The organism is Microvirga medicaginis (genome assembly GCF_052658925.1).
This window is the reverse complement of record NZ_JBQWEL010000007.1, coordinates 42,673-61,263: the sequence shown is the minus strand read 5'-3', so window position 1 is coordinate 61,263 and position 18,591 is coordinate 42,673. Positions and strand designations below refer to the sequence as shown.

At 63.3% G+C, this 18,591-nt stretch carries 22 protein-coding genes; 12 read left to right on the top strand and 10 right to left on the bottom strand.

The window, feature by feature from the left end; all coding sequences use genetic code 11:
- Positions 1–110: 110 nt before the first annotated feature.
- From ACUXUR_RS11240 to ACUXUR_RS11230, 3 genes are all read left to right on the top strand, one after another.
- Positions 111–905 carry an inositol monophosphatase family protein gene (locus ACUXUR_RS11240; protein ID WP_445502438.1) on the top strand — a complete coding sequence of 265 codons (795 nt, stop codon included), beginning with the start codon at positions 111–113 and terminating at the stop codon, positions 903–905.
- A 229-nt stretch (positions 906–1,134) separates the two neighbouring features.
- Complete coding sequence (locus tag ACUXUR_RS11235; RefSeq protein ID WP_445502437.1) at positions 1,135–2,094, top strand: MotA/TolQ/ExbB proton channel family protein; 960 nt, start codon at positions 1,135–1,137, stop codon at positions 2,092–2,094.
- The gene (locus ACUXUR_RS11230) at positions 2,094–3,119 is read left to right on the top strand and encodes a peptidoglycan -binding protein (RefSeq protein ID WP_445502436.1); all 1,026 of its coding nucleotides are present in this window, start codon (positions 2,094–2,096) and stop codon (positions 3,117–3,119) included. Before ACUXUR_RS11235 ends, ACUXUR_RS11230 begins: the two co-directional genes overlap by 1 nt.
- Positions 3,120–3,121: 2 nt before the next feature.
- On the opposite strand, the gene ACUXUR_RS11225 is transcribed toward ACUXUR_RS11230, so the two are convergent.
- Together ACUXUR_RS11225 and ACUXUR_RS11220 are read right to left on the bottom strand one after the other, a co-directional pair.
- Positions 3,122–3,301, bottom strand: a complete 180-nt coding sequence (locus tag ACUXUR_RS11225; RefSeq protein WP_445502435.1) for a DUF3606 domain-containing protein — start codon at positions 3,299–3,301, stop codon at positions 3,122–3,124.
- A gap of 88 nt (positions 3,302–3,389) precedes the next feature.
- Complete coding sequence (locus tag ACUXUR_RS11220) at positions 3,390–5,189, bottom strand: ABC transporter transmembrane domain-containing protein (protein WP_445502434.1); 1,800 nt, start codon at positions 5,187–5,189, stop codon at positions 3,390–3,392.
- Positions 5,190–5,445: 256 nt separating this feature from the next.
- On the opposite strand from ACUXUR_RS11220, the gene rpmE reads away from it, so the two are divergent.
- On the top strand, positions 5,446–5,685 hold the full coding sequence (gene rpmE / locus ACUXUR_RS11215; protein WP_445502433.1) for a 50S ribosomal protein L31: 240 nt from the start codon (positions 5,446–5,448) through the stop codon (positions 5,683–5,685).
- 207 nt (positions 5,686–5,892) lie between these two features.
- Here the strand turns inward: rpmE and rcdA are convergent, their stop codons facing one another.
- Positions 5,893–6,411, bottom strand: a complete 519-nt coding sequence (rcdA, locus tag ACUXUR_RS11210) for a protease adaptor protein RcdA (RefSeq protein WP_445502432.1) — start codon at positions 6,409–6,411, stop codon at positions 5,893–5,895.
- A gap of 280 nt (positions 6,412–6,691) precedes the next feature.
- Entirely contained in the window at positions 6,692–6,898 is a 207-nt protein-coding gene (locus ACUXUR_RS11205) for a DUF1192 domain-containing protein (protein WP_445502431.1), read from the bottom strand.
- Positions 6,899–7,021: 123 nt separating this feature from the next.
- On the opposite strand from ACUXUR_RS11205, the gene ACUXUR_RS11200 reads away from it, so the two are divergent.
- Complete coding sequence (locus ACUXUR_RS11200) at positions 7,022–7,999, top strand: NAD(P)H-quinone oxidoreductase (protein ID WP_445502571.1); 978 nt, start codon at positions 7,022–7,024, stop codon at positions 7,997–7,999.
- 158 nt (positions 8,000–8,157) lie between these two features.
- On the opposite strand, the gene ACUXUR_RS11195 is transcribed toward ACUXUR_RS11200, so the two are convergent.
- A complete protein-coding gene (locus tag ACUXUR_RS11195) occupies positions 8,158–8,358 on the bottom strand; it encodes a YdcH family protein (RefSeq protein WP_047189218.1) in 201 nt (66 codons plus the stop codon).
- A 187-nt stretch (positions 8,359–8,545) separates the two neighbouring features.
- Between ACUXUR_RS11195 and ACUXUR_RS11190 the strand changes: the two genes are divergently transcribed.
- Positions 8,546–8,728, top strand: coding sequence for a YdcH family protein (locus ACUXUR_RS11190; RefSeq protein WP_445502430.1), 183 nt, complete (start codon positions 8,546–8,548; stop codon positions 8,726–8,728).
- A 74-nt stretch (positions 8,729–8,802) separates the two neighbouring features.
- Here ACUXUR_RS11190 and ACUXUR_RS11185 read toward each other — a convergent pair whose 3' ends face one another.
- Positions 8,803–9,561, bottom strand: coding sequence for a sulfite exporter TauE/SafE family protein (locus tag ACUXUR_RS11185; protein ID WP_445502429.1), 759 nt, complete (start codon positions 9,559–9,561; stop codon positions 8,803–8,805).
- A 124-nt stretch (positions 9,562–9,685) separates the two neighbouring features.
- On the opposite strand from ACUXUR_RS11185, the gene ACUXUR_RS11180 reads away from it, so the two are divergent.
- Positions 9,686–11,599: a propionyl-CoA synthetase gene (locus tag ACUXUR_RS11180; RefSeq protein WP_445502428.1), complete on the top strand. Its 1,914-nt coding sequence runs from the start codon at positions 9,686–9,688 to the stop codon at positions 11,597–11,599.
- A gap of 8 nt (positions 11,600–11,607) precedes the next feature.
- Positions 11,608–11,823 carry a hypothetical protein gene (locus tag ACUXUR_RS11175; RefSeq protein ID WP_445502427.1) on the top strand — a complete coding sequence of 72 codons (216 nt, stop codon included), beginning with the start codon at positions 11,608–11,610 and terminating at the stop codon, positions 11,821–11,823.
- A gap of 54 nt (positions 11,824–11,877) precedes the next feature.
- Here ACUXUR_RS11175 and ACUXUR_RS11170 read toward each other — a convergent pair whose 3' ends face one another.
- Positions 11,878–12,591: a DUF1013 domain-containing protein gene (locus ACUXUR_RS11170; protein WP_445502426.1), complete on the bottom strand. Its 714-nt coding sequence runs from the start codon at positions 12,589–12,591 to the stop codon at positions 11,878–11,880.
- Positions 12,592–12,910: 319 nt separating this feature from the next.
- On the opposite strand from ACUXUR_RS11170, the gene purE reads away from it, so the two are divergent.
- The 4 genes from purE to ACUXUR_RS11150 all read left to right on the top strand — a co-directional run bounded on the left by purE (position 12,911) and on the right by ACUXUR_RS11150 (position 15,985).
- Positions 12,911–13,402, top strand: coding sequence for a 5-(carboxyamino)imidazole ribonucleotide mutase (gene purE, locus ACUXUR_RS11165; protein WP_445502425.1), 492 nt, complete (start codon positions 12,911–12,913; stop codon positions 13,400–13,402).
- 4 nt (positions 13,403–13,406) lie between these two features.
- A complete protein-coding gene (locus tag ACUXUR_RS11160) occupies positions 13,407–14,486 on the top strand; it encodes a 5-(carboxyamino)imidazole ribonucleotide synthase (RefSeq protein WP_445502424.1) in 1,080 nt (359 codons plus the stop codon).
- 167 nt (positions 14,487–14,653) lie between these two features.
- Complete coding sequence (gene rpsU / locus ACUXUR_RS11155) at positions 14,654–14,887, top strand: 30S ribosomal protein S21 (protein ID WP_134496050.1); 234 nt, start codon at positions 14,654–14,656, stop codon at positions 14,885–14,887.
- A 237-nt stretch (positions 14,888–15,124) separates the two neighbouring features.
- The gene (locus ACUXUR_RS11150; RefSeq protein ID WP_445502423.1) at positions 15,125–15,985 is read left to right on the top strand and encodes a tetratricopeptide repeat protein; all 861 of its coding nucleotides are present in this window, start codon (positions 15,125–15,127) and stop codon (positions 15,983–15,985) included.
- Between the two features lie 52 nt (positions 15,986–16,037).
- Here ACUXUR_RS11150 and ACUXUR_RS11145 read toward each other — a convergent pair whose 3' ends face one another.
- The 3 genes from ACUXUR_RS11145 to ACUXUR_RS11135 form a co-directional block, all read right to left on the bottom strand.
- Positions 16,038–16,517: a GNAT family N-acetyltransferase gene (locus ACUXUR_RS11145; RefSeq protein WP_445502422.1), complete on the bottom strand. Its 480-nt coding sequence runs from the start codon at positions 16,515–16,517 to the stop codon at positions 16,038–16,040.
- A 216-nt stretch (positions 16,518–16,733) separates the two neighbouring features.
- Positions 16,734–18,131 (bottom strand): NAD(P)(+) transhydrogenase (Re/Si-specific) subunit beta, encoded by a 1,398-nt coding sequence (locus tag ACUXUR_RS11140; RefSeq protein ID WP_445502421.1) that lies wholly within the window; start codon positions 18,129–18,131, stop codon positions 16,734–16,736.
- 4 nt (positions 18,132–18,135) lie between these two features.
- A complete protein-coding gene (locus ACUXUR_RS11135; protein WP_445502420.1) occupies positions 18,136–18,585 on the bottom strand; it encodes a proton-translocating transhydrogenase family protein in 450 nt (149 codons plus the stop codon).
- Positions 18,586–18,591 lie beyond the last annotated feature (6 nt).

The following is an 18,591-nucleotide window of genomic DNA, read 5'->3' as shown; positions in this document are numbered from 1 at the left end:
GCGCGAAGCGGATCAATTAGGTCCCAGACCGGTTGATCCGCTTGACGCCAACCCTCCCGTGGTTCATCGACCACTGTCTCAATCTTTGCTCTTTGCCAGGACTTAGCCCCATGATCCGCTCGCCCCTCATGACCGTCATGACCGATGCCGTGATGAAGGCCTCGCGCTCCCTGAAGCGCGATTTCGGCGAGGTGGAGAATCTGCAGGTCTCCCGCAAGGGCCCCGGCGATTTCGTGTCCGCCGCCGACCGCAAGGCGGAGAAGATCCTGCGTGAGGCGCTTGAGAAGGCCCGTCCCGGCTACGGCTTCGTCATGGAGGAGCAGGGTATCGTCGAGGGCACGGACACGAGCCACCGCTGGCACATCGACCCGCTCGACGGGACCACGAATTTCCTCCACGGCCTCCCGCAATTCGCGATTTCCGTCGGCCTCGAGCGCGACGGCCAGATCGTGGCCGGCGTGATCTACGATCCCGCCAAGGACGAGTTGTTCATCGCCGAGAAGGGCAAGGGCGCCTATCTCAACAACCGCCGCATCCGCGTGGCGGCCCGCACGGAGGTGCCGGATGCGGTCGTGGCCTGCGGCCTGCCGCATATCGGCAAAGGCGATCACGGCCTTTTCCTGCGTGAATGCGCCTCCGTCATGGCCCATGTGGGCGGTATGCGTCGCTGGGGCGCGGCATCCCTCGATCTCGCCTATGTGGCCTGCGGGCGCTTCGACGCCTATTGGGAGCGCGGCCTGAACTCCTGGGACATGGCGGCGGGCATTCTGATGGTCCGCGAGGCCGGCGGCTTCGTCTCCGATGCGGACGGCGTTCCGAACCCCATGGCCACCGGCTCCATCGCCTGCGGCAACGAATACATGCATCGCGAGCTGCTGAAGCTGCTCAAAAAAGCCAAAGGCTGAGGCCAGGAGCGGATATTTCTGCTCCTGTCCCCAAGCGAGGCCCTGCTCGTGCTTGATCCTTGAGACCGGGGCGGTCACATTAGTGCATCGTGCGGAAAAGTGGCCCCGGTTTTCCGCAACCAACGATGCACTCTGTAAAAGAGAGCATCGGATTGGGTCCCAAAAGTGGATTCCACTTTTGGGTCCGAGGCTCGAGAACCGTCCCGAAGCACTTGAGCACAGGATAACGATGGCGGACCAACCCCTTACCCCACCGCGGATCTACCTTATCCGCATGGCGGTCTTTCTGGTTTTGGCAGGGTTTATCGCTTTCATCCTGTACCGGCAGATCTGGGCCGCCTTCCAGGCGAATCCCGGCCTCAACGCCCTGATTCTGGGCGTGATGTTCATCGGCATCGTGCTCGCCATCCGACAGGTCTGGCGCCTGTTTCCCGAGGTGCGCTGGGTCAACACGCTGCGACAGACGGAGGAAGGGCTAGTCGCCCCGACCTCCCCCGTGCTGCTCGCCCCCATGGCTGCCTTCATCAGCAACCGCTCCGGCAGCTCGCTTTCCATCGCCGCCATGCGCTCGCTCCTGGATTCGGTCGGCGCGCGTCTGGACGAAAGCCGCGAGATCCTGCGCTACATGGCGGGCCTTCTGGTTTTCTTGGGCCTGCTCGGCACCTTCTGGGGCCTCATCGATACGGTCGGATCCGTCGGGCGGATCATCGGCTCGCTCCGCACAGGCCAGGACACGGCCGTGCTCTTCGATGAGTTGAAGAATTCGCTGGCCGGCCCTCTTCAGGGCATGGGTCTCTCCTTCTCCGCCTCGCTCTTCGGTCTGGCCGGTTCGCTCGTTCTCGGCTTCCTCGACCTCCAGGCAGGCCAGGCCCAGAGCCGCTTCTACACGGAGCTGGAGGATTGGCTTGCCACCTCCACCTCCGATATTCCCGCCGATACGCCCCTGCGCTCCACCACTCCGCACGACCTGACGGTAGTCCTCAACCGGCTGACCGCCGCCGTGAACGACGGAGCGGGCGGACGCGCCGCGACCCAGGCCATGGCGAATCTCGCCGAGGGCGTGCAGGGCCTCGTCCAGCACATGCGCGCGGAGCAGCAGATGATCCGCGACTGGGTGGAAGCCCAGGCCGCTCGCGAGAAGGAGCTGAAGCAGGTGCTCGACCGCATCTCCCGTGAAAGGCTGCCCTGATGCCCGTCTCGAGCTCAGGCGGCCGGAGGCGAGGACGTAGCCAGATCAATTATTGGCCAGGCTTCGTGGATGCCCTGTCCACCCTGCTTCTCGCCATCATCTTCCTGATCTCGGTGTTCACGGTGGGACAGTTCTTCCTGTCCCGCGAATTGTCGGGCCGCGACACCGTGCTCGACCGTCTCAATCGACAGATTGCCGAGCTCACCGATCTCCTCTCCCTCGAACGCTCTGGCCGCCGCACGGCGGAAGAAAGCCTGACATCCCTGCAGAGCACGCTGAGAGCCGCCGAAGCCGAGCGGGCCCGCCTGCAGGGCCTCGTGGAATCCGGCGGTGCGGCGCAAGCCCAGGCCGGCGAGCTGAACGCGGCCCTCGAAGCCGAGAAGCAGGCCACCGGCCGTGCCTTGAGCCAGGTCGAGATCCTCAACCAGCAGATCGCAGCCATGCGCCGCCAGCTCGCGGCGCTCGAGGAGGCCCTCTCAGCCTCCGAGAATCGGGACAAGGAAAGCCAGGCCCGCATCGCCGATCTCGGCAGCAGGCTCAATGTGGCCTTGGCTCAGCGTGTTCAGGAACTCGCGCGCTATCGCTCCGATTTCTTCGGCCGCCTGCGCCAGATCCTCGGCACCCGTCCCGATGTGCGCATCGTGGGCGACCGCTTCGTCTTCCAGTCGGAAGTGCTTTTCCCGGCGGGCCAAGCGACCTTGCGCCCTGAAGCCTCGGGCGAGATCGATCGCATCGCCAGCGCCCTCGTGGAACTGGAAAAGCAGGTCCCGCCGGATATTCCGTGGGTGATCCGCGTCGACGGCCATACGGATCAGCGCCCGATCAACACCCCGCAATTCCCGTCGAACTGGGCGCTCTCCTCCGCCCGCGCTATCGCGGTCGTCCAGGCCCTCATTGCGCGGGGTGTCCAGCCGCAGCACCTCGTGGCGGCCGGTTTTGGCGAGTTCCAGCCCCTCGATAACGGCACGACGGAAGAGGCTTACGCCCGCAACCGGCGTATCGAGCTGAAGCTGACGGAACGATAGGATCAGGCATTCTTCCCCAGCGCCTGAGCCACGTCCTTCACCTGGACGCCGACACGCTTGATGGTCTCGACCAGCTGCTGGCGCGGAACGCCCCATTTGTCGGACCAATAGCGCATCTCCCAATCCTCATAGAGATTGATGCGGGCCGAATCCTGCGGATGCCTCCTGAAGGTCGCCGCCATTCCGCGTCTCCCCGAGCGCTCGAAGGGCCGATCTGCGCCGGCCCCTGAAACAACCGAAAAGTAAGAGATTCGTTTCGATGCGATAGGTCTATTCAGCCGCCAGACCGTGCTCTTGCGCACCGGTGAACTGAAGCTTCGCAAGACGGGCATAGAGCCCGCCCTGGTTGAGAAGCTGTTCGTGCGTCCCCTCCTCCACGATCCTGCCCTTGTCCATGACGAGGATGCGGTCCGCCGAGCGGACGGTGGCAAGCCGATGGGCGATGACGAGAGTGGTACGGCCTTCCATCAGCCGGTCGAGGGCTCCTTGCACCTTGCGCTCGCTCTCCGCATCCAGCGCCGAGGTGGCCTCGTCGAGGAGCAGGATCGGCGCATCCTTGAGGATCGCGCGGGCAATCGCGAGGCGCTGGCGCTGGCCGCCGGAGAGCGTCACACCGCGCTCGCCGATCAGGGTCGCATAACCCTGTGGCAGGGCCTCGATGAACCCATGGGCCGAGGCGAGTTCCGCCGCGCGGCGCACCTCCTCCTCCGAGGCTTCGGGGCGGCCGTAGCGGATGTTGTCGAGAACGCTCGCCGCAAAGATCGTGGGCTCCTGCGGCACAAGGGCCATGCGGGCGCGAAGGGCGAACGGATCTACCTCGGTGATCGGCACTCCGTCGACCCGGATCGTGCCGCTTTGAGGATCATAAAAGCGCAGCAGCAATTGGAGGATGGTGCTCTTGCCCGCCCCTGAGGGGCCGACGATGGCAACCCGCTCGCCCGAGGCCACTGCAAAGCTCAAGCCATGCAGAGCGCGCTGCTCGGCGCGGGTGGGGTAGGCGAAATGCACATCATCGAAAGCCACGGTGCCGAGCGGAGGTTGCGGCAAAGGCTTTGGATTACGCGGCGCCTCGATGGCAGGCTTGGCGGCCAGGATTTCGCCGAGACGCTCCGCCGCGCCTGCGGCCTGGGACAGCTCGCCGTAGACCTCGGAAAGCTGGCCGAGGGAGCTTGCTGCAAAGACGGCATAGAGCACGAATTGCGACAGCCGCCCGCCGGTCATGGCGCCCGCGAGCACATCCTGCGCGCCGTACCAGAGCACACCCACCACGCTTGCCGAGATCATGAAGATGCCGGCGCCCGTGAGGAACGCGCGCATGGTCGTGGAAAGCTTGGCAGCATCGAAAGCCTCCTCGGCCGCCAGAGCGAAGCGGGAGGCGGTGAGGCTTTCCATGCCGAAGGCCTGCATGGTCCTGACCGCGCCGATGGCCTCCGCCGCATAGGCCGAGGCATCGGCGAGCCGGTCCTGCGCCGCCCGGGAGCGCCGTCGCACCGCTCGGCCCGAAAAGATGAGGGGCAGTACGATCATGGGAATCGCGAGCAACACGAGAGCCGAGAGCTTCGGGCTCGTGACGATCATGAGCGTCACGGCCCCCATGAAAAGGAAGACGTTACGAAGCGCGATCGAGATGCTGACCCCGAAGGCCGCTTTCACCTGGGTCGTATCGGCGGTCAGCCGCGAGACGATTTCGCCGCTCTTGGTCTGGTCGAAGAAGGCCGGGTCAAGCGACGTCAGATGCCGGAACACGGCGGAACGCAGGTCCGCCACCACCCGCTCGCCCAAGGTAATGACCAGGTAATAGCGAAGGGCGCTCGAGATCGCGAGCACGGCCACCACCACGATGAGGAGAGTGAAATAGGCGTTGATGTAGGCCCGTCCTGCTTCCGAGAAGCCGAAATCCACCACCCGGCGCACGGCAATAGGCACCACGAGGGTCGCGGCCGAAGCCATGGTGAGCGCAGCCAACGCGCCCGCGATCCTTCCCTTGTAAGCCAGGCCATAGGGAATAAGCGGTTTGAGCGCGCTGAGCGCGGCTTTGGGACGGTGTTGGGCGTTTGGCAGCTTGGCCATGGAAGCCTTCGTTTCAGGAATTCACGGACTGGAGCTGTTTCCATTGGCATGGAATCAGCTCTTTTCATTGAGATGCCTCAATTTTCGACGGCGAGCCGGATCCACTTCGCCGAAAAGTGCTCTGGAGCGGTTTAACACCTTTGCCCCGGCTTGTTTCAAGGTTGTAAGTGAGGTATAGGCGCGCATTCACCAATTCAGGCTCGATCTTACGCTGCGGGCTGACCAGATGTGGCTGGCCGCAAGAAGGACTATGGCAATGGCGCGCAAAGAAACCGATCACCCCGACTACCACTTCATCAAGGTAGTCATGACCAACGGCACCGAGTACACCACCCGCTCGACCTATGGCAAAGAGGGCGACACCCTCAACCTCGATATCGACCCGAACACCCACCCGGCCTGGACCGGCGGTACGCAGCAGCTGCTCGACCGCGGCGGCCGCGTGTCGCGCTTCACCTCGAAGTTCGGCAACCTGGGCATCGGCAGCAAGAAGTAATCCGGTTCATCCCGGACACTTCGACAGACAAGCAAAAGCCCCGCGGAAGCGGGGCTTTTTCGTTGTTGGACCTACACGCAGCCCTCATCGTGAGGAGGCCTGAAAGGCCGTCTCGAAGGACGAGGGCGTCTCCAGAATGCTCTGGATCCTCCTTCGAGACGCCGCTTCGCGGCTCCTCAGGATGAGGTCAGTACCAGGACATGATGGCTATTCCGCCGAGCAGAAGGCCCGCTCCAGCATGCCGAGCTGGAGGGCCACCGGGTTCGGCTCCTGGGGCAGAGGCGGCGCTTCCGCTGCCTCCGCGAGCAGGCGCTCGAGATGAAGGATGCGGGCGTGGAGCCGGGTCGCAAGCCCGATCAGCTCGCGCAGACGCGCAGGCAGGGCTTCGTATTCGACGAGCGTCGTCGTGGTGTCATGGGAGTTCAGGCGCACACGGGCTTTCTCGGCGCGGGCCTGATCCGGGGTGATCTCGCCTTCGGCGACCGCGCGCTGGAGCAGAAGCCAGGAGGCGATCTGCATGAGACGGGTCGTCAGGCGCATGCTCTCGCTGGCGTAAGCCACGCTCGCCTCACGCTGCAGGAGTCGCGATTCCTCACGGCCGGGACCGTCGAGATAAGCGGCCGTCTCCTCAACCAGCTCCATGCCCTCCTGGAAGAGAGCCGTAAAGGCTTCGGATCCCACAAAGTTCTGCCCGAAACGGACAGGATCGACGTCAAGTTTGATCACGTCGGGCTCGTGCAAGAGACCGTCTCCCAAGGCGTTCCTCCGGTCAAGAGCCGGAAAAATGTTCGTTGTCGAAGGGAATATAGAACGGGCTTTCCGGAGATGCTCTGGTAACCTCTTCTTAAGGTTAAGCCGAGGAGTCCCGTCAAAAATCGAGCCGCGAAAGCGGCTCTTGGGAGTCTAACAGGGAGGTGTCAAACAGAGTGGGAGGAAGAACCACTCAGGACGTCCAGCGGGAGAGAACCGGACGCCTTCATGAGACACCGAATTCGTTAAAACCACGTTAACCTTGCCCGAGTCTGAAGAAGGCACTGGCGGCAGCGCGGGAATTTTCCTTCTCGGCCTTCGCCTCCTTCAAGCGGGCGATTTCTTTTTCCAGCATAGCGACGCGTTCATCGAGCTCGTCGACGGAGAGCATCGACAGGTCCTGGCCGATCTCATGGGCGCTCACGATTTTGCGGGGCTCATCGGCGAAGGGATCGAAGGCCATGGCATTCTCCTTCTCAATGGGTGTCCTCTGAACGTTAATCCGGCATGCATTCCTTGCCAACTTCGCCCTATATGAGCGGAGCTTGACCAAAGGAGGGAAATTATGGAGCCGATTCCAGGCACGATGCGCGCAGTGATCGCGGAAGGCAGCGGCGGCCCCGAAATCCTGAAGGTGGTCGAACGGCCGGTGCCGCAGCCGAAGGAAGGCGAAATCCTGGTGCGGGTGCGGTTTGCCGGGGTCAACCGCCCGGACGTGATCCAGCGCCAGGGTGGCTACCCCCCTCCTCCCGGTGCGCCGGATATCCTCGGCCTTGAGATCGCGGGCGAAGTCGTAGGCTCGGACCCGAACGCCAACCGCTTCAAGGCAGGCGACACGGTCATGGCCCTGGTTGCGGGCGGCGGATATGCCGATTACGCCGTGGTCCATGAGAGCAATGCGCTCCCCGTCCCGGAAGGCCTTTCCCTCGAAGAGGCCGGTGCGGTGCCGGAAACCTACTTTACGGTCTGGACCAACGTGTTCGAGCGCGGAGCCCTCAAGCCCGGCGAGACGCTGCTCGTCCATGGCGGCTCCTCCGGCATCGGCACCACGGCGATCCAGCTCGCCGAGGCCTTCGGGGCCAAGGTGATCGCGACGGCCGGCAGCCCTGAAAAATGCGAGGCCTGCCTGCGGCTCGGGGCCGACGTCGCAGTCAATTACCGGGAGCAAGACTTTGTCGCCGCCGTGAAGGAAGCGACCGACGGCCGGGGAGCGGACGTGATCCTTGACATGGTGGGCGGCGACTACATTCCCCGCAACCACGAGGCCGCCGCCCAGGATGGGCGCATCGTCCAGATCGCCTTTCTTAAGGGCAGCAAGGTCGAGGTGGATTTCCGCCGCCTCATGCTGAAACGCCTCACCCATACGGGCTCGACCCTGCGCTCCCGCTCGGCTGCCGAGAAGGCTGTCATCGCCGAGGCTTTGGAGGCCAAGGTGCTGCCGCTCCTGGCTGAAGGGCGCTGCAAACCCGTAATGGATTCAACCTTTGCTTTGGAGGACGTCGCTCAGGCTCATGCCCGGATGGACGGGGGAGAGCATATTGGAAAGATCGTCCTGCGGCTCTAGCGCGTCGTGCTTAAAAGGTCTCCGCTACTCGCTAACGTGGCCCTTTTCGGATCGCTGACGCAGATCTCCAGTTCGCGGTCGACAATGCGCCAGTTGAAACGGCATCGGACGGAATCCCAAGGCGATCTTTGGGTCCGAGGCCGAAAGGCGGCCCTTTTTCAGGCGATGATGTCGGGCGTGAGCTGGTCTTCCAAACGGATGATCTGGTCCTTCAGGACGAGCTTGCGCTTCTTCAGGCGCTGAACCTGGAGCTGGTCCCCGGCGATCATGCTCTCGAGGGCGTCGATGGCCATGTCGAGATCACGGTGCTCCTGCTTGAGGCGCGCCAATTCCGCTTCCAATTCAGCCAGTTCGGTCATTGAAAATCGATCCAGATGCCCGTGTCCTAAAGGGACCCGGCGAGAGGGCGGAATTATGCTCTCAAGCCTCCTGAAGGGCAAGCTGAGGGGCGCATCTTCTACTCACGATTTTGCAAATTTTGCCTTCGACTCGCCACAGTGAGTCTGGCTAAATAAGTCTGTCAGGTATCGAACAGGAGGAACTGACATGCCGCTGCAGAATCATCTGACGGAGCTTGAGCGTAAGCATCGGGCTCTCGAGCGCGAAATCCAGGATGCCCTCAACAGCCCGTCCATGGATGACATGAGACTCGCAGAACTGAAGCGGAAAAAACTCCAACTGAAGGATGAAATCACCCGCCTGAGAAGTTCAGATACGGCGGTGCATTAAAGCCGGTCTTCAAAACACCCCCACCGAGAGCCGTCGCTTCCTTTGAGGAGCGGCGGCTTTTTCTTGTGAGGGCTCTAGATGAGTACGCCCGCACCGTCGTAGATGAGCTTTGCACCGACCAGCACCAGCAGAATGTAGACGGCCGTGTAGAAGCCTTGGCCGGATACCCGCCGCACGAGCAGGACGCCTGCCCAGGTCGAGGCAATCGCCACCGGAAAAAGCGCGGCTGCGGTCGTCAGATTTTCCGTCGTGAACTGGCCGAGCGCCATATAAGGTGGCACCTTGATCCAGTTGATGAGCGCGAACAGGACGGCCCCCGTTCCGACGAAGACATCCCGCGGCAGTTTCTGCGGCATCACGTAGATCTGGAAAGGCGGCCCGCCCGCATGCGCGATCATGCTGGTAAAGCCTGTCACCCAGCCCCAGAAGAGGCCGCGCGGGGTATCGGCCGGTGCCGCTTCCGGCGGGGTGGCGCTGCGTTCCAGCATCATGCGGCGGATCGCAAAGGCGACGGAGATCACGCCGACGGCGAGCTTGATCGCAGCATCCGACACCTGCGCCGCCAGGAGATATCCCGTGAGGATGCCCGACACCGCTCCTGCCACCAGCAGCGCCACGTTGCGCTTGTCCCATGTGTAGCGATAGGCCCAGACGGAGACGACATCCTGCACGATAAGGATCGGCAGCGTGATGGCGGCTGCCTGCACCGGCGAGACCACCAGCGCCATCAGCGGCAGGGAAAGAAGCCCGAGCCCCGAGAAGCCGCCCTTGGCGAGGCCCATGAGCGTGACGGCCGGAATAGCGGCGGCATAGAAAAGCGGGTTGGTGATCATTCGAAACCTTAAGGGAACTCGCCGAAAGTCGACTGGTCGAAAGTCGCCGCTGACCACGGCAGCTTTGCCTGCTACCACAACGGCAATCTCAAGTCTCATGCGGTAGAAGCAACGGGGAAACGCCATGCCATCAACCCAAAGCCGCTATCATGAGGTCTATGCGCGCTGGAAGTCCGATCCGGAAGGGTTCTGGCGCGAGGCCGCCCGGGAGATCGACTGGTTCAAGCCTGCCGATAAGGTATTCAACGCCCGGGCAGGTGCCTATGGCCGCTGGTTCGAGGGGGCGCTCTGCAACACCTGCTACAACGCCGTCGACCGTCATGCGCGAACGCGCGGCGATCAACCCGCCATCATCTACGACAGCCCCGTCACGAACGCGAAACGCAGCATCTCTTACGCCGAATTGAAGGATGAGGTATCCGCGCTCGCAGCCGTGCTGCACGACATGGGTGTCGGACGAGGCGATCGGGTCATCATCTACATGCCGATGATTCCCGAGGCTGCGTTCGCGATGCTGGCCTGCGCGCGCATCGGCGCGATCCATTCCGTGGTATTCGGCGGCTTTGCGGCGAAAGAATTGGCAACCCGCATCGATGACGCGAAGCCGAAGGTCATTCTCTCCGCTTCCTGTGGCATCGAGGGCTCGAAGGTCGTGGCCTATAAGCCGCTGCTCGATGAGGCGATCCAGCTCGCTGCCACCAAGCCCGATGCTTGCCTGATCTATCAGCGCCAGCAGCTCGAGTGCCCGCGCATCGAAGGACGCGATCTCGATTGGGCGCAGGAAGTCGCCAACGCCAAGGCTGCAGGCAAGCACGCCGAATGCGTGCCGGTCGCCGCCACGGATCCGCTCTACGTGCTCTACACCTCCGGCACCACCGGCAAGCCGAAGGGCGTGGTGCGCGACAATGGCGGCTACATGGTCGCGCTCAAGTGGACCATGAGCAATTTCTACGGCGTGAAGCCCGGCGAAGTGTTCTGGGCGGCCTCCGACGTCGGCTGGGTCGTGGGCCATTCCTACATCGTCTACGGTCCGCTGCTGCATGGCTGCACGGCGATCCTCTACGAAGGCAAGCCCGTGGGTACGCCGGATGCCGGCGCCTATTGGCGCGTGATTGCCGACCACAAGGTCGTGACGCTGTTCACCGCACCCACCGCCTTCCGCGCGATCAAGAAAGAGGATCCCAACGCGGAGCTTCTCAAGAAATACGACCTCTCGCATTTCCGCGCCCTTTTCCTCGCCGGCGAGCGGGCCGATCCCGACACGGTGCAATGGGCCGAGACCATTCTCAACGTGCCCGTCATCGACCATTGGTGGCAGACGGAAACGGGCTGGGTCGTCGCAGGCAATCCGCTGGGCTTAGGCGCGCTGCCCGTCAAGCACGGTTCGCCCACGGTGGCGATGCCGGGTTATGCGCTTGACGTGCTCGACGAGGGCGGCAAGCCCGTGGGCCCTGGCACCATGGGTACCATTGCCATCAAGCTGCCGCTGCCTCCCGGCTGCCTGCCGACGCTCTGGCAGGCGGATGAACGCTTCAAGGAAGCCTACCTCACCACCTACCCGGGCTACTACAACACCTCGGATGCGGGCTACATCGACGAGGACGGCTATGTGTGGGTAATGGGCCGGACCGACGACATCATCAACGTGGCGGGCCACCGTCTCTCCACCGGTGGTATGGAGGAGGTTCTCGCGTCCCACCCGGCGGTCGCCGAGTGTGCAGTGATCGGTATGAAGGATGCGCTGAAAGGCGAGGTGCCCTGCGGCTTCGTGGTGCTGAAATCCGGAGTGCGGCAAACCTCTGCCGAGGTCGAGAAGGAACTGGTGGGCCTCGTGCGCGAGAAGATCGGCCCCGTGGCGGCCTTCAGGCTCGCCATCACCGTACCGCGCCTTCCGAAAACCCGCTCCGGCAAGATCCTGCGCGGCACCATGAAGAAGATCGCCGATGGTGACGAGTGGAGCATGCCCGCCACCATCGACGATCCCGCGATTCTTGAAGAGATCGGTGACGCGCTCAAGAATAGAGGCGTAGCACCCTGAAAGGCGTGATGATGACGAAACTGTCGAAGGAGGATGCCAAGGCGCGCTTCGAGGCGTTGCTAGAGCAGGTGCTCACGACGGATGAGAAAGCCCGGCAGCATGCCGCGTTGAAGAACGCACGCGGCTTGGCAAGGCAGGAGGCTGTCACCGCGAAGACCACTTTCGAGGAAAATCGAGAGAGGTCGCCTAAAGCACGCAGGCGTGAGCCGAAGCGGCAGGGTTAAGCGTGACAGCGCAGAAAGAAAAAGGCCCGGATCGCTCCGGGCCTTTTGTTTGTCTTATTCCTCGTCGTCCGAACGCTTGAGCTGCTTGAGCTTGGCGAAGACCGAGTTGACGTCGATATTTTCTTCCTGCGGCTTCGGGCGGCTCATATCGGCGAAGGGCTCGTCGCGGGTGGGCTCGGCCGTGGAGATCTCGGCCGGCATCAGGGTGCCGCCCTGATCCTGCGGCTCCACATGCGGACGGTCCTTGGCGGCGCGCTGCACCTCGAAGTCCAAGTCGATCTGCGAGCAGAGACCCAGCGTCACCGGGTCCATGGGGGTGAGGCTGGCCGAGTTCCAGTGAGTGCGGTCGCGGACCTGCTGGATCGTGGTCTTGGTGGTGCCCACCAGACGCATGATCTGCGCGTCCTTGAGTTCCGGATGGTTGCGCACGAGCCAGAGGATCGCATTGGGGCGGTCGTGGCGGCGCGACACGGGGGTGTAGCGCGGCCCCTTCTTGACCCGCTTCTGCTCGGGCAGCTTCACGCGCGACTCGGCGAGCTTCAGGCGGTGGTTCGGGTTGGCTTGAGCCTTTTCGATCTCCTCGCGGGTCAGCTGGCCCGTGGTAATCGGGTCGAGTCCCTTGATGCCTGCTGCGACTTCGCCGTCCGCGATGCCTTTCACCTCGAGCGGGTGGAGCTTGCAGAAATCGGCAATCTGATCGAACGACAGGGATGTGTTTTCGACGAGCCAAACGGCCGTCGCCTTCGGCATCAGCGGTCCCTGGGACATGGGGCGAACCTCCTTCAAGCCGGGCACCGGACATCGGCGCCGCACGGCAAAACTCTCTTGCGCTCCGAACCGGTCCGGACCGGAGCATCTCGTCTCACGTTGTGAGGGAAACGAGATGATTATAGGGAGCGTGGGGCGATGTTGCAAACTTTAACGCACCGGACCCAAAAGTGGATTCCACTTTTCTCGTCCGGTGCTCTAGCGAATAACCGGGACCACTTTTTAAGCACGATGCGCCTACGGCTAATGCTTGCCTGCCGTGAGAGCCTTCGCTATGTCCGGCTTTCAAATTCTGAGGCCTTGAAAGCCGGAGCACATCATGGCGCCACCCCCCGTTGCCATCATCATGGGCAGTCAGTCGGACTGGGCGACCATGCGCCATGCCGCCGAGACCCTGGACGCGCTCGGTATCGCCTACGACTCCCGCATCGTTTCCGCCCACCGCACTCCGGACCGGCTCGTCGCTTTCGCCAAGGGCGCCAAGGCGGAAGGCTTCCAGGTGATCATCGCAGGCGCAGGGGGTGCTGCGCACCTTCCCGGAATGACCGCCTCCATGACCCCCCTCCCCGTCTTTGGCGTTCCGGTCGAATCGAAGGCGCTGTCGGGCCAGGACAGCCTGCTCTCCATCGTGCAGATGCCCGCCGGCATCCCGGTGGGAACGCTCGCCATCGGCAGGGCCGGCGCCGTGAATGCGGCCCTTCTGTCCGCCGCCGTTCTCGCTCTCCACGATCCCGCTCTTGCCGAACGGCTCGATGCCTGGCGCAAGCGCCAGAGCGACAGCGTGGCCGAACGCCCCTCCGACGAAGGCTGACCTCATGATCCGTCCAGGCTGCACCATCGGAATCTTAGGCGGCGGGCAGCTTGGCCGCATGATGGCCATGGCTGCGGCGCAGCTTGGCCTCAAAGCCCATATCTACGCCCCGGAAGAGAACAGCCCCGCCTTCGACGTCGCGGCGGACGTCACCGTCGCCCCGTACGAGGACGAGGCCGCCCTGGTCCGTTTCGCCAAGGCCGTGGACGTGGTGACGTATGAATTCGAGAACGTCCCCAGCGAGACGGCCGCAACGTTGAGTGCCCATACGCTGCTCGCGCCCAATGCCCAGGCCCTGGCCGTGGCGCAGGATCGTTTCCTGGAAAAGACTTTCATCTCCGGCCTCGGCATTCCGGTCGCCCCCTTTGCAGGCTTCTCCAACGAGGCGGAGCTGAATGAGGCCGTGGAACGGCTGGGCCGCCCCGCCGTGCTCAAGACCCGGCGCTTCGGCTATGACGGCAAGGGGCAGGTGATGATCCGGGCCGAGACCGATCCTGTCGCCGCCTGGGCCGAGGTAGGTCGTACGCCCTGCATCATCGAAGGCTTCGTGCCCTTCGAACGGGAGGTCTCGGTGGTGGCAGCCCGCACGGCTTCCGGGGCCTTCGCCGCCTATGATCTCTGCGCCAACGAGCATCGCCATCATATCCTCGACACCACGCGGGTTCCGGCGGGCGTTTCAACCGCGACCGAAGCTGAGGCCATGCGGATTGCCAAAAGCATTGCCGATGCCCTCGATTATGTGGGCGTCCTGGCTGTCGAGCTGTTCCTTGTGACGGAAAACGGCCAGGAACGCCTGGTGGTGAACGAGATTGCCCCCCGGGTGCACAATTCCGGCCACTGGACTCTCGGTGGAGCCTCAACGTCCCAGTTCGAGCAGCATATCCGGGCGATCTGCGGCTGGCCTCTCGGCTCGCCCGCGCGTCTGGGCCGCGTGGAGATGCAGAATCTCATCGGCCATGATGCAGACGAATGGGAACGGATTCTGGTCGAGCCCGGCGCCCATCTGCACCTCTACGGCAAGGCGGAGGCCAGGGCTGGCCGCAAGATGGGGCATGTGACCCGGGTTTTTCCTGAAAGGGACTGAACCTTTCAAAAACCCTGACGTTAATGTCCTGGTGTGGCGCTTTTGTCGGAAGGAACCCTGGACAGGCAAGGCTTCTTCTGATATCGACGCCAGCCAGATTGAGGTGCGCATGGCGCGCCTCGTTTTCTTTTACACAATCGAAACGGCTCAAAATACGAGGAATTCGCGTGCAGGTTCTTGTCCGGGATAACAACGTCGATCAGGCGCTCCGCGCTCTCAAGAAAAAGATGCAGCGTGAGGGCATCTTCCGCGAGATGAAGCTCCGCGGTCACTATGAGAAGCCGTCTGAGAAGAAGGCCCGCGAAAAGGCTGAGGCGGTCCGCCGCGCCCGCAAGCTGATCCGCAAGCGCATGCAGCGCGAAGGCCTTCTGCCTTCGAAGCCGCGCACGACGGCTCGCTAAGATTTTCAAACTGGCCCTTTGAGGCCAGCCCGTCGATTGTGAAACAGCGCCTTCTGCGCAAGCAGGGGCGCTGTTTGCATGTCTGGGCCTCGCTTTGGCGACCTTTTGACCCGAATTTCTGAAGGATGCCGGACTATTTTCCTTGACACTGCCTTCGTGTTGCCGTGTTTCACGGCTGTTAAGGTTTATCCGCTAAACCATCCCTCACCTTGTTGAGTAAAGAAGTTGGAGACAAAGGTGATCGCCCCATCGATTCGCCGTTTTGCGCCTTTGAGCCTGGCCCTGACCGCTTTGAGCCTTGCTGCCTGCAGCACGGTGGGAGGCGCCCCCACCCAGCGGATCGCCGTGGTGGAAGAGGACACCCAAGGCACGAGCCAAGTGAACATCGCGTCCCTGTCCGATGTCATCCAGCGCAATCCGAACGATCCGAGCGCCTATAACACCCGCGGCGCGGCTTACGCCCGCGTCGGCCGGTACAGCGACGCCATGGCCGACTTTACCAAGGCGATCCAGCTCGATCCCAACTATGCCCCGGCCTATACGAATCGCGCCCTGGCGCTGCGCCAGACCAACCGGAACGACCAGGCATTGGCGGACTTCACCCGCTCCATCCAGGCGGATCCGAATTACGGCCCTGCCTATATCGGCCGCGCCAACCTGCTGCGGGCGCAGGGCGCCTATCAGGAAGCCCTGAACGACCTGAACATGGCCACCCGCCTCCTGCCCGAATCAGCCGAGGCACTTCATTCGCGCGGCCTGCTCTACCAACGCCAGGGCCTGCATCAGCAGGCGATCCTGGACTTCGACGCCACCATCGACCGCAATCCCTTCGTGGGGGCTCCTTATGCGGCCCGCGGCCAGAGCTACGTGGCGACGAACCAGTTCGACAAGGCCATTGAGGACTTCAACGCGGCGCTCAACGTCAACAACAAGGATGCCGATTCCTGGGCATGGCGCGGTGTGGCGATGGAGCGCAAGGGTGATCGCCAGGGCGCGATCGAGAGCTATTCCCGCGCGCTGGCCCTCGACAGCTCGAACTCGGTGGCCCGCCAGGGCAATTCCCGCCTCCAGGGTGGCGTGGCGACCCTGTTCCGGTAATCTTCGGAAGACCAGATCCCAAATCTTTCAAAGCCGGTGCAATGCGCCGGCTTTATAGCTCCTTCTTCAGGAACGACACATAGGGCTCGAAGCCGAACTGGCCGTAGGTGTGTATGGCACGCTCGTTCGCAACGAGGGCGCCGATCATGAGGCGCTTGAGGCCTGCCTCCTTCGTGAGGCGCTCGGCCTCGTTCAGCAGCATCCGGCCGATCCCCTTCCCGCGCCATTCCTCATGGATGATGAGGTCCGTCACAGTCCCGTGGCTGCGGACGTCCGCGGCGACATAGGCCGCATCCTGGTCGAGCGAGAAGCCCATGGCCCCGACGACGACGCCCCCCGCTTCGGCCAGAACGATCCGCCCGTTGCGTCGCGTGAGCCGCATCATGAGTTCGTCGTAATAGGCATTGGCTCCATCGTAGTCCCGCCGCCGGTCGCCCACGAGACCGGCCTCGAAGACATTGAGCTGATGGATCAGCTCCACGACCGTGTCGCGGTCTTGCGGCAGGGCTGTGCGCAGGGTGATGGAAGGCATGACGGAATCCGGGGCGGCTTGAGAGGGCTCCTCTTAAACCAGCTTTCGTGCGTTTCGTCATTCTCATCCTCGCCCGTCATGGCCGCACTTGTTGCGCCCATCCACGTCTTCTGCGGTTCAAGACGTGGATACCCGGGACAAGCCCGGGCATGACGTGTGCGCAACAAAAAAGGCCCGGCTTCAAGCCGGGCCCCTTTGTCATCGTCCGGATGAAAATCAGAGACTCTTCAGAATCTCGTCCACCACCTTCTTCGCATCGCCGAAGAGCATCATGGTATTGTCGCGGAAGAACAGCTCGTTCTCCACGCCCGCATAGCCCGAGCCCATGCCGCGCTTGATGAAGAGCACGGTCTTGGCCTTCTCCACATCGAGGATCGGCATGCCGAAGATCGGCGAGGAAGGATCGGTCTTCGCCGCCGGATTCGTGACGTCGTTGGCGCCGATCACGAAGGCCACGTCAGCCTGCGCGAACTCGCCGTTAATGTCTTCCAGCTCGAACACCTCGTCGTAAGGCACATTGGCTTCGGCGAGCAGAACGTTCATGTGGCCGGGCATGCGGCCCGCCACCGGGTGAATGGCGTATTTCACCTCGACGCCTTCTTCCTTCAGCTTGTCCGACATTTCGCGAAGGGCATGCTGCGCCTGCGCCACCGCCATGCCGTAGCCCGGCACGATGATGACCTTGGACGCATTCTTCATGATGAAGGCCGCATCGTCCGCCGAGCCCTGCTTCACGGGACGTGTTTCGACCGTGCCGCCGGCGGCACCCGCCGTCTCGCCGCCGAAGCCGCCGAGGATGACGGAGATGAAGGAGCGGTTCATGCCCTTGCACATGATGTAGGACAGGATCGCACCCGAGGAGCCGACCAGCGCGCCCGTGATGATGAGCGCGAGATTGCCCAGCGTGAAACCGATGCCTGCCGCCGCCCAACCCGAATAGGAGTTGAGCATCGACACCACGACGGGCATGTCCGCGCCGCCGATCGGGATGATGAGCGTGATGCCGAGCACGAAGGACACCAGCACGATGAGCCAGAAGAGGGTGTGGCTCTCGGTCCGGATGAACGTGACGAGGAGCACCAGCAACGCCAGCCCCAGGCCGATGTTGAGAAGGTGGCGGCTCGGCAGCAGGATCGGCTTGCCGGACATGCGCCCGTCGAGCTTCAGGAACGCGATCACCGATCCGGTGAAGGTGATGGCGCCGATGGCGACGCCCAGTCCCATCTCGAAGAGCGAGCCGCCGTGGATCGTCCCCACGGTGCCGATGCCGAAGGCCTGCGGCGCATAGAGCGCGCCTGCGGCAACCAGCACGGCGGCAAGGCCAACGAGGGAGTGGAAAGCGGCCACCAGCTGCGGCATCGCCGTCATGGGCACGCGCTTGGCCACCACCGCGCCGATGGTGCCGCCGATCGCGAGACCCCAGAAGGCCAGGAGCCAGCCGCCGAAACCTTCCGGAGGCTGCACCAGGAGCGTAGTGAGGATGGCAATGCCCATGCCCACCATGCCGAAGAGATTGCCCCTGCGGGAGGTGGTGGGGTGCGAGAGGCCGCGCAACGCCAGGATGAAGAGGACACCGGAGACGAGATAGAGGATGGAGGCAAGATTCGCCGACATGGCCTCAACCCTTCTTGCGGTACATGGCGAGCATGCGCTGGGTCACCAGGAAGCCGCCGAAGATGTTGATGCTTGCCAGGATGAGGCCGACGAAGCCGAGCGACCGGGCCCAGATCGGGCCGTCGCCAAGGCCATCGGCCACATTGACGCCGACCGCCAGCAGCGCGCCGACCACGATCACCGAGGAGATCGCGTTCGTCACCGACATGAGCGGCGTGTGCAAGGCGGGCGTCACCGACCAGACCACGTAGTAGCCGACGAAGATCGCCAGCACGAAGATGGCCAGTCGAAACACGGTGGGATCCACCGCGCCGTGCGTGACGGTAGCGACGGCCGCACCTGCGGCAGCGGCCACCTGATCGGCTAGGACTTGCGCTTGCTCTGCGGCTCGCTGGGCGGTTTCGGCCGCTGCGCGGGCCTGCTCGACGGCCTGTTCGGGCGTGAGTGTCGCCATGAGATC

Bases quoted from the DNA above. Each gene is read 5' to 3' on its own strand.
- ACUXUR_RS11240 (WP_445502438.1), top strand. From the start codon at position 111: ATGATCCGCTCGCCCCTCATGACCGTCATGACCGATGCCGTGATGAAG.
- ACUXUR_RS11235 (WP_445502437.1), top strand. From the start codon at position 1,135: ATGGCGGACCAACCCCTTACCCCACCGCGGATCTACCTTATCCGCATG.
- ACUXUR_RS11230 (WP_445502436.1), top strand. From the start codon at position 2,094: ATGCCCGTCTCGAGCTCAGGCGGCCGGAGGCGAGGACGTAGCCAGATC.
- ACUXUR_RS11225 (WP_445502435.1), bottom strand. From the start codon at position 3,301: ATGGCGGCGACCTTCAGGAGGCATCCGCAGGATTCGGCCCGCATCAAT.
- ACUXUR_RS11220 (WP_445502434.1), bottom strand. From the start codon at position 5,189: ATGGCCAAGCTGCCAAACGCCCAACACCGTCCCAAAGCCGCGCTCAGC.
- rpmE (WP_445502433.1), top strand. From the start codon at position 5,446: ATGGCGCGCAAAGAAACCGATCACCCCGACTACCACTTCATCAAGGTA.
- ACUXUR_RS11205 (WP_445502431.1), bottom strand. From the start codon at position 6,898: ATGGCCTTCGATCCCTTCGCCGATGAGCCCCGCAAAATCGTGAGCGCC.
- ACUXUR_RS11200 (WP_445502571.1), top strand. From the start codon at position 7,022: ATGCGCGCAGTGATCGCGGAAGGCAGCGGCGGCCCCGAAATCCTGAAG.
- ACUXUR_RS11195 (WP_047189218.1), bottom strand. From the start codon at position 8,358: ATGACCGAACTGGCTGAATTGGAAGCGGAATTGGCGCGCCTCAAGCAG.
- ACUXUR_RS11190 (WP_445502430.1), top strand. From the start codon at position 8,546: ATGCCGCTGCAGAATCATCTGACGGAGCTTGAGCGTAAGCATCGGGCT.
- ACUXUR_RS11185 (WP_445502429.1), bottom strand. From the start codon at position 9,561: ATGATCACCAACCCGCTTTTCTATGCCGCCGCTATTCCGGCCGTCACG.
- ACUXUR_RS11180 (WP_445502428.1), top strand. From the start codon at position 9,686: ATGCCATCAACCCAAAGCCGCTATCATGAGGTCTATGCGCGCTGGAAG.
- ACUXUR_RS11175 (WP_445502427.1), top strand. From the start codon at position 11,608: ATGATGACGAAACTGTCGAAGGAGGATGCCAAGGCGCGCTTCGAGGCG.
- ACUXUR_RS11170 (WP_445502426.1), bottom strand. From the start codon at position 12,591: ATGTCCCAGGGACCGCTGATGCCGAAGGCGACGGCCGTTTGGCTCGTC.
- purE (WP_445502425.1), top strand. From the start codon at position 12,911: ATGGCGCCACCCCCCGTTGCCATCATCATGGGCAGTCAGTCGGACTGG.
- ACUXUR_RS11160 (WP_445502424.1), top strand. From the start codon at position 13,407: ATGATCCGTCCAGGCTGCACCATCGGAATCTTAGGCGGCGGGCAGCTT.
- ACUXUR_RS11145 (WP_445502422.1), bottom strand. From the start codon at position 16,517: ATGCCTTCCATCACCCTGCGCACAGCCCTGCCGCAAGACCGCGACACG.
- ACUXUR_RS11140 (WP_445502421.1), bottom strand. From the start codon at position 18,131: ATGTCGGCGAATCTTGCCTCCATCCTCTATCTCGTCTCCGGTGTCCTC.
- ACUXUR_RS11135 (WP_445502420.1), bottom strand. From the start codon at position 18,585: ATGGCGACACTCACGCCCGAACAGGCCGTCGAGCAGGCCCGCGCAGCG.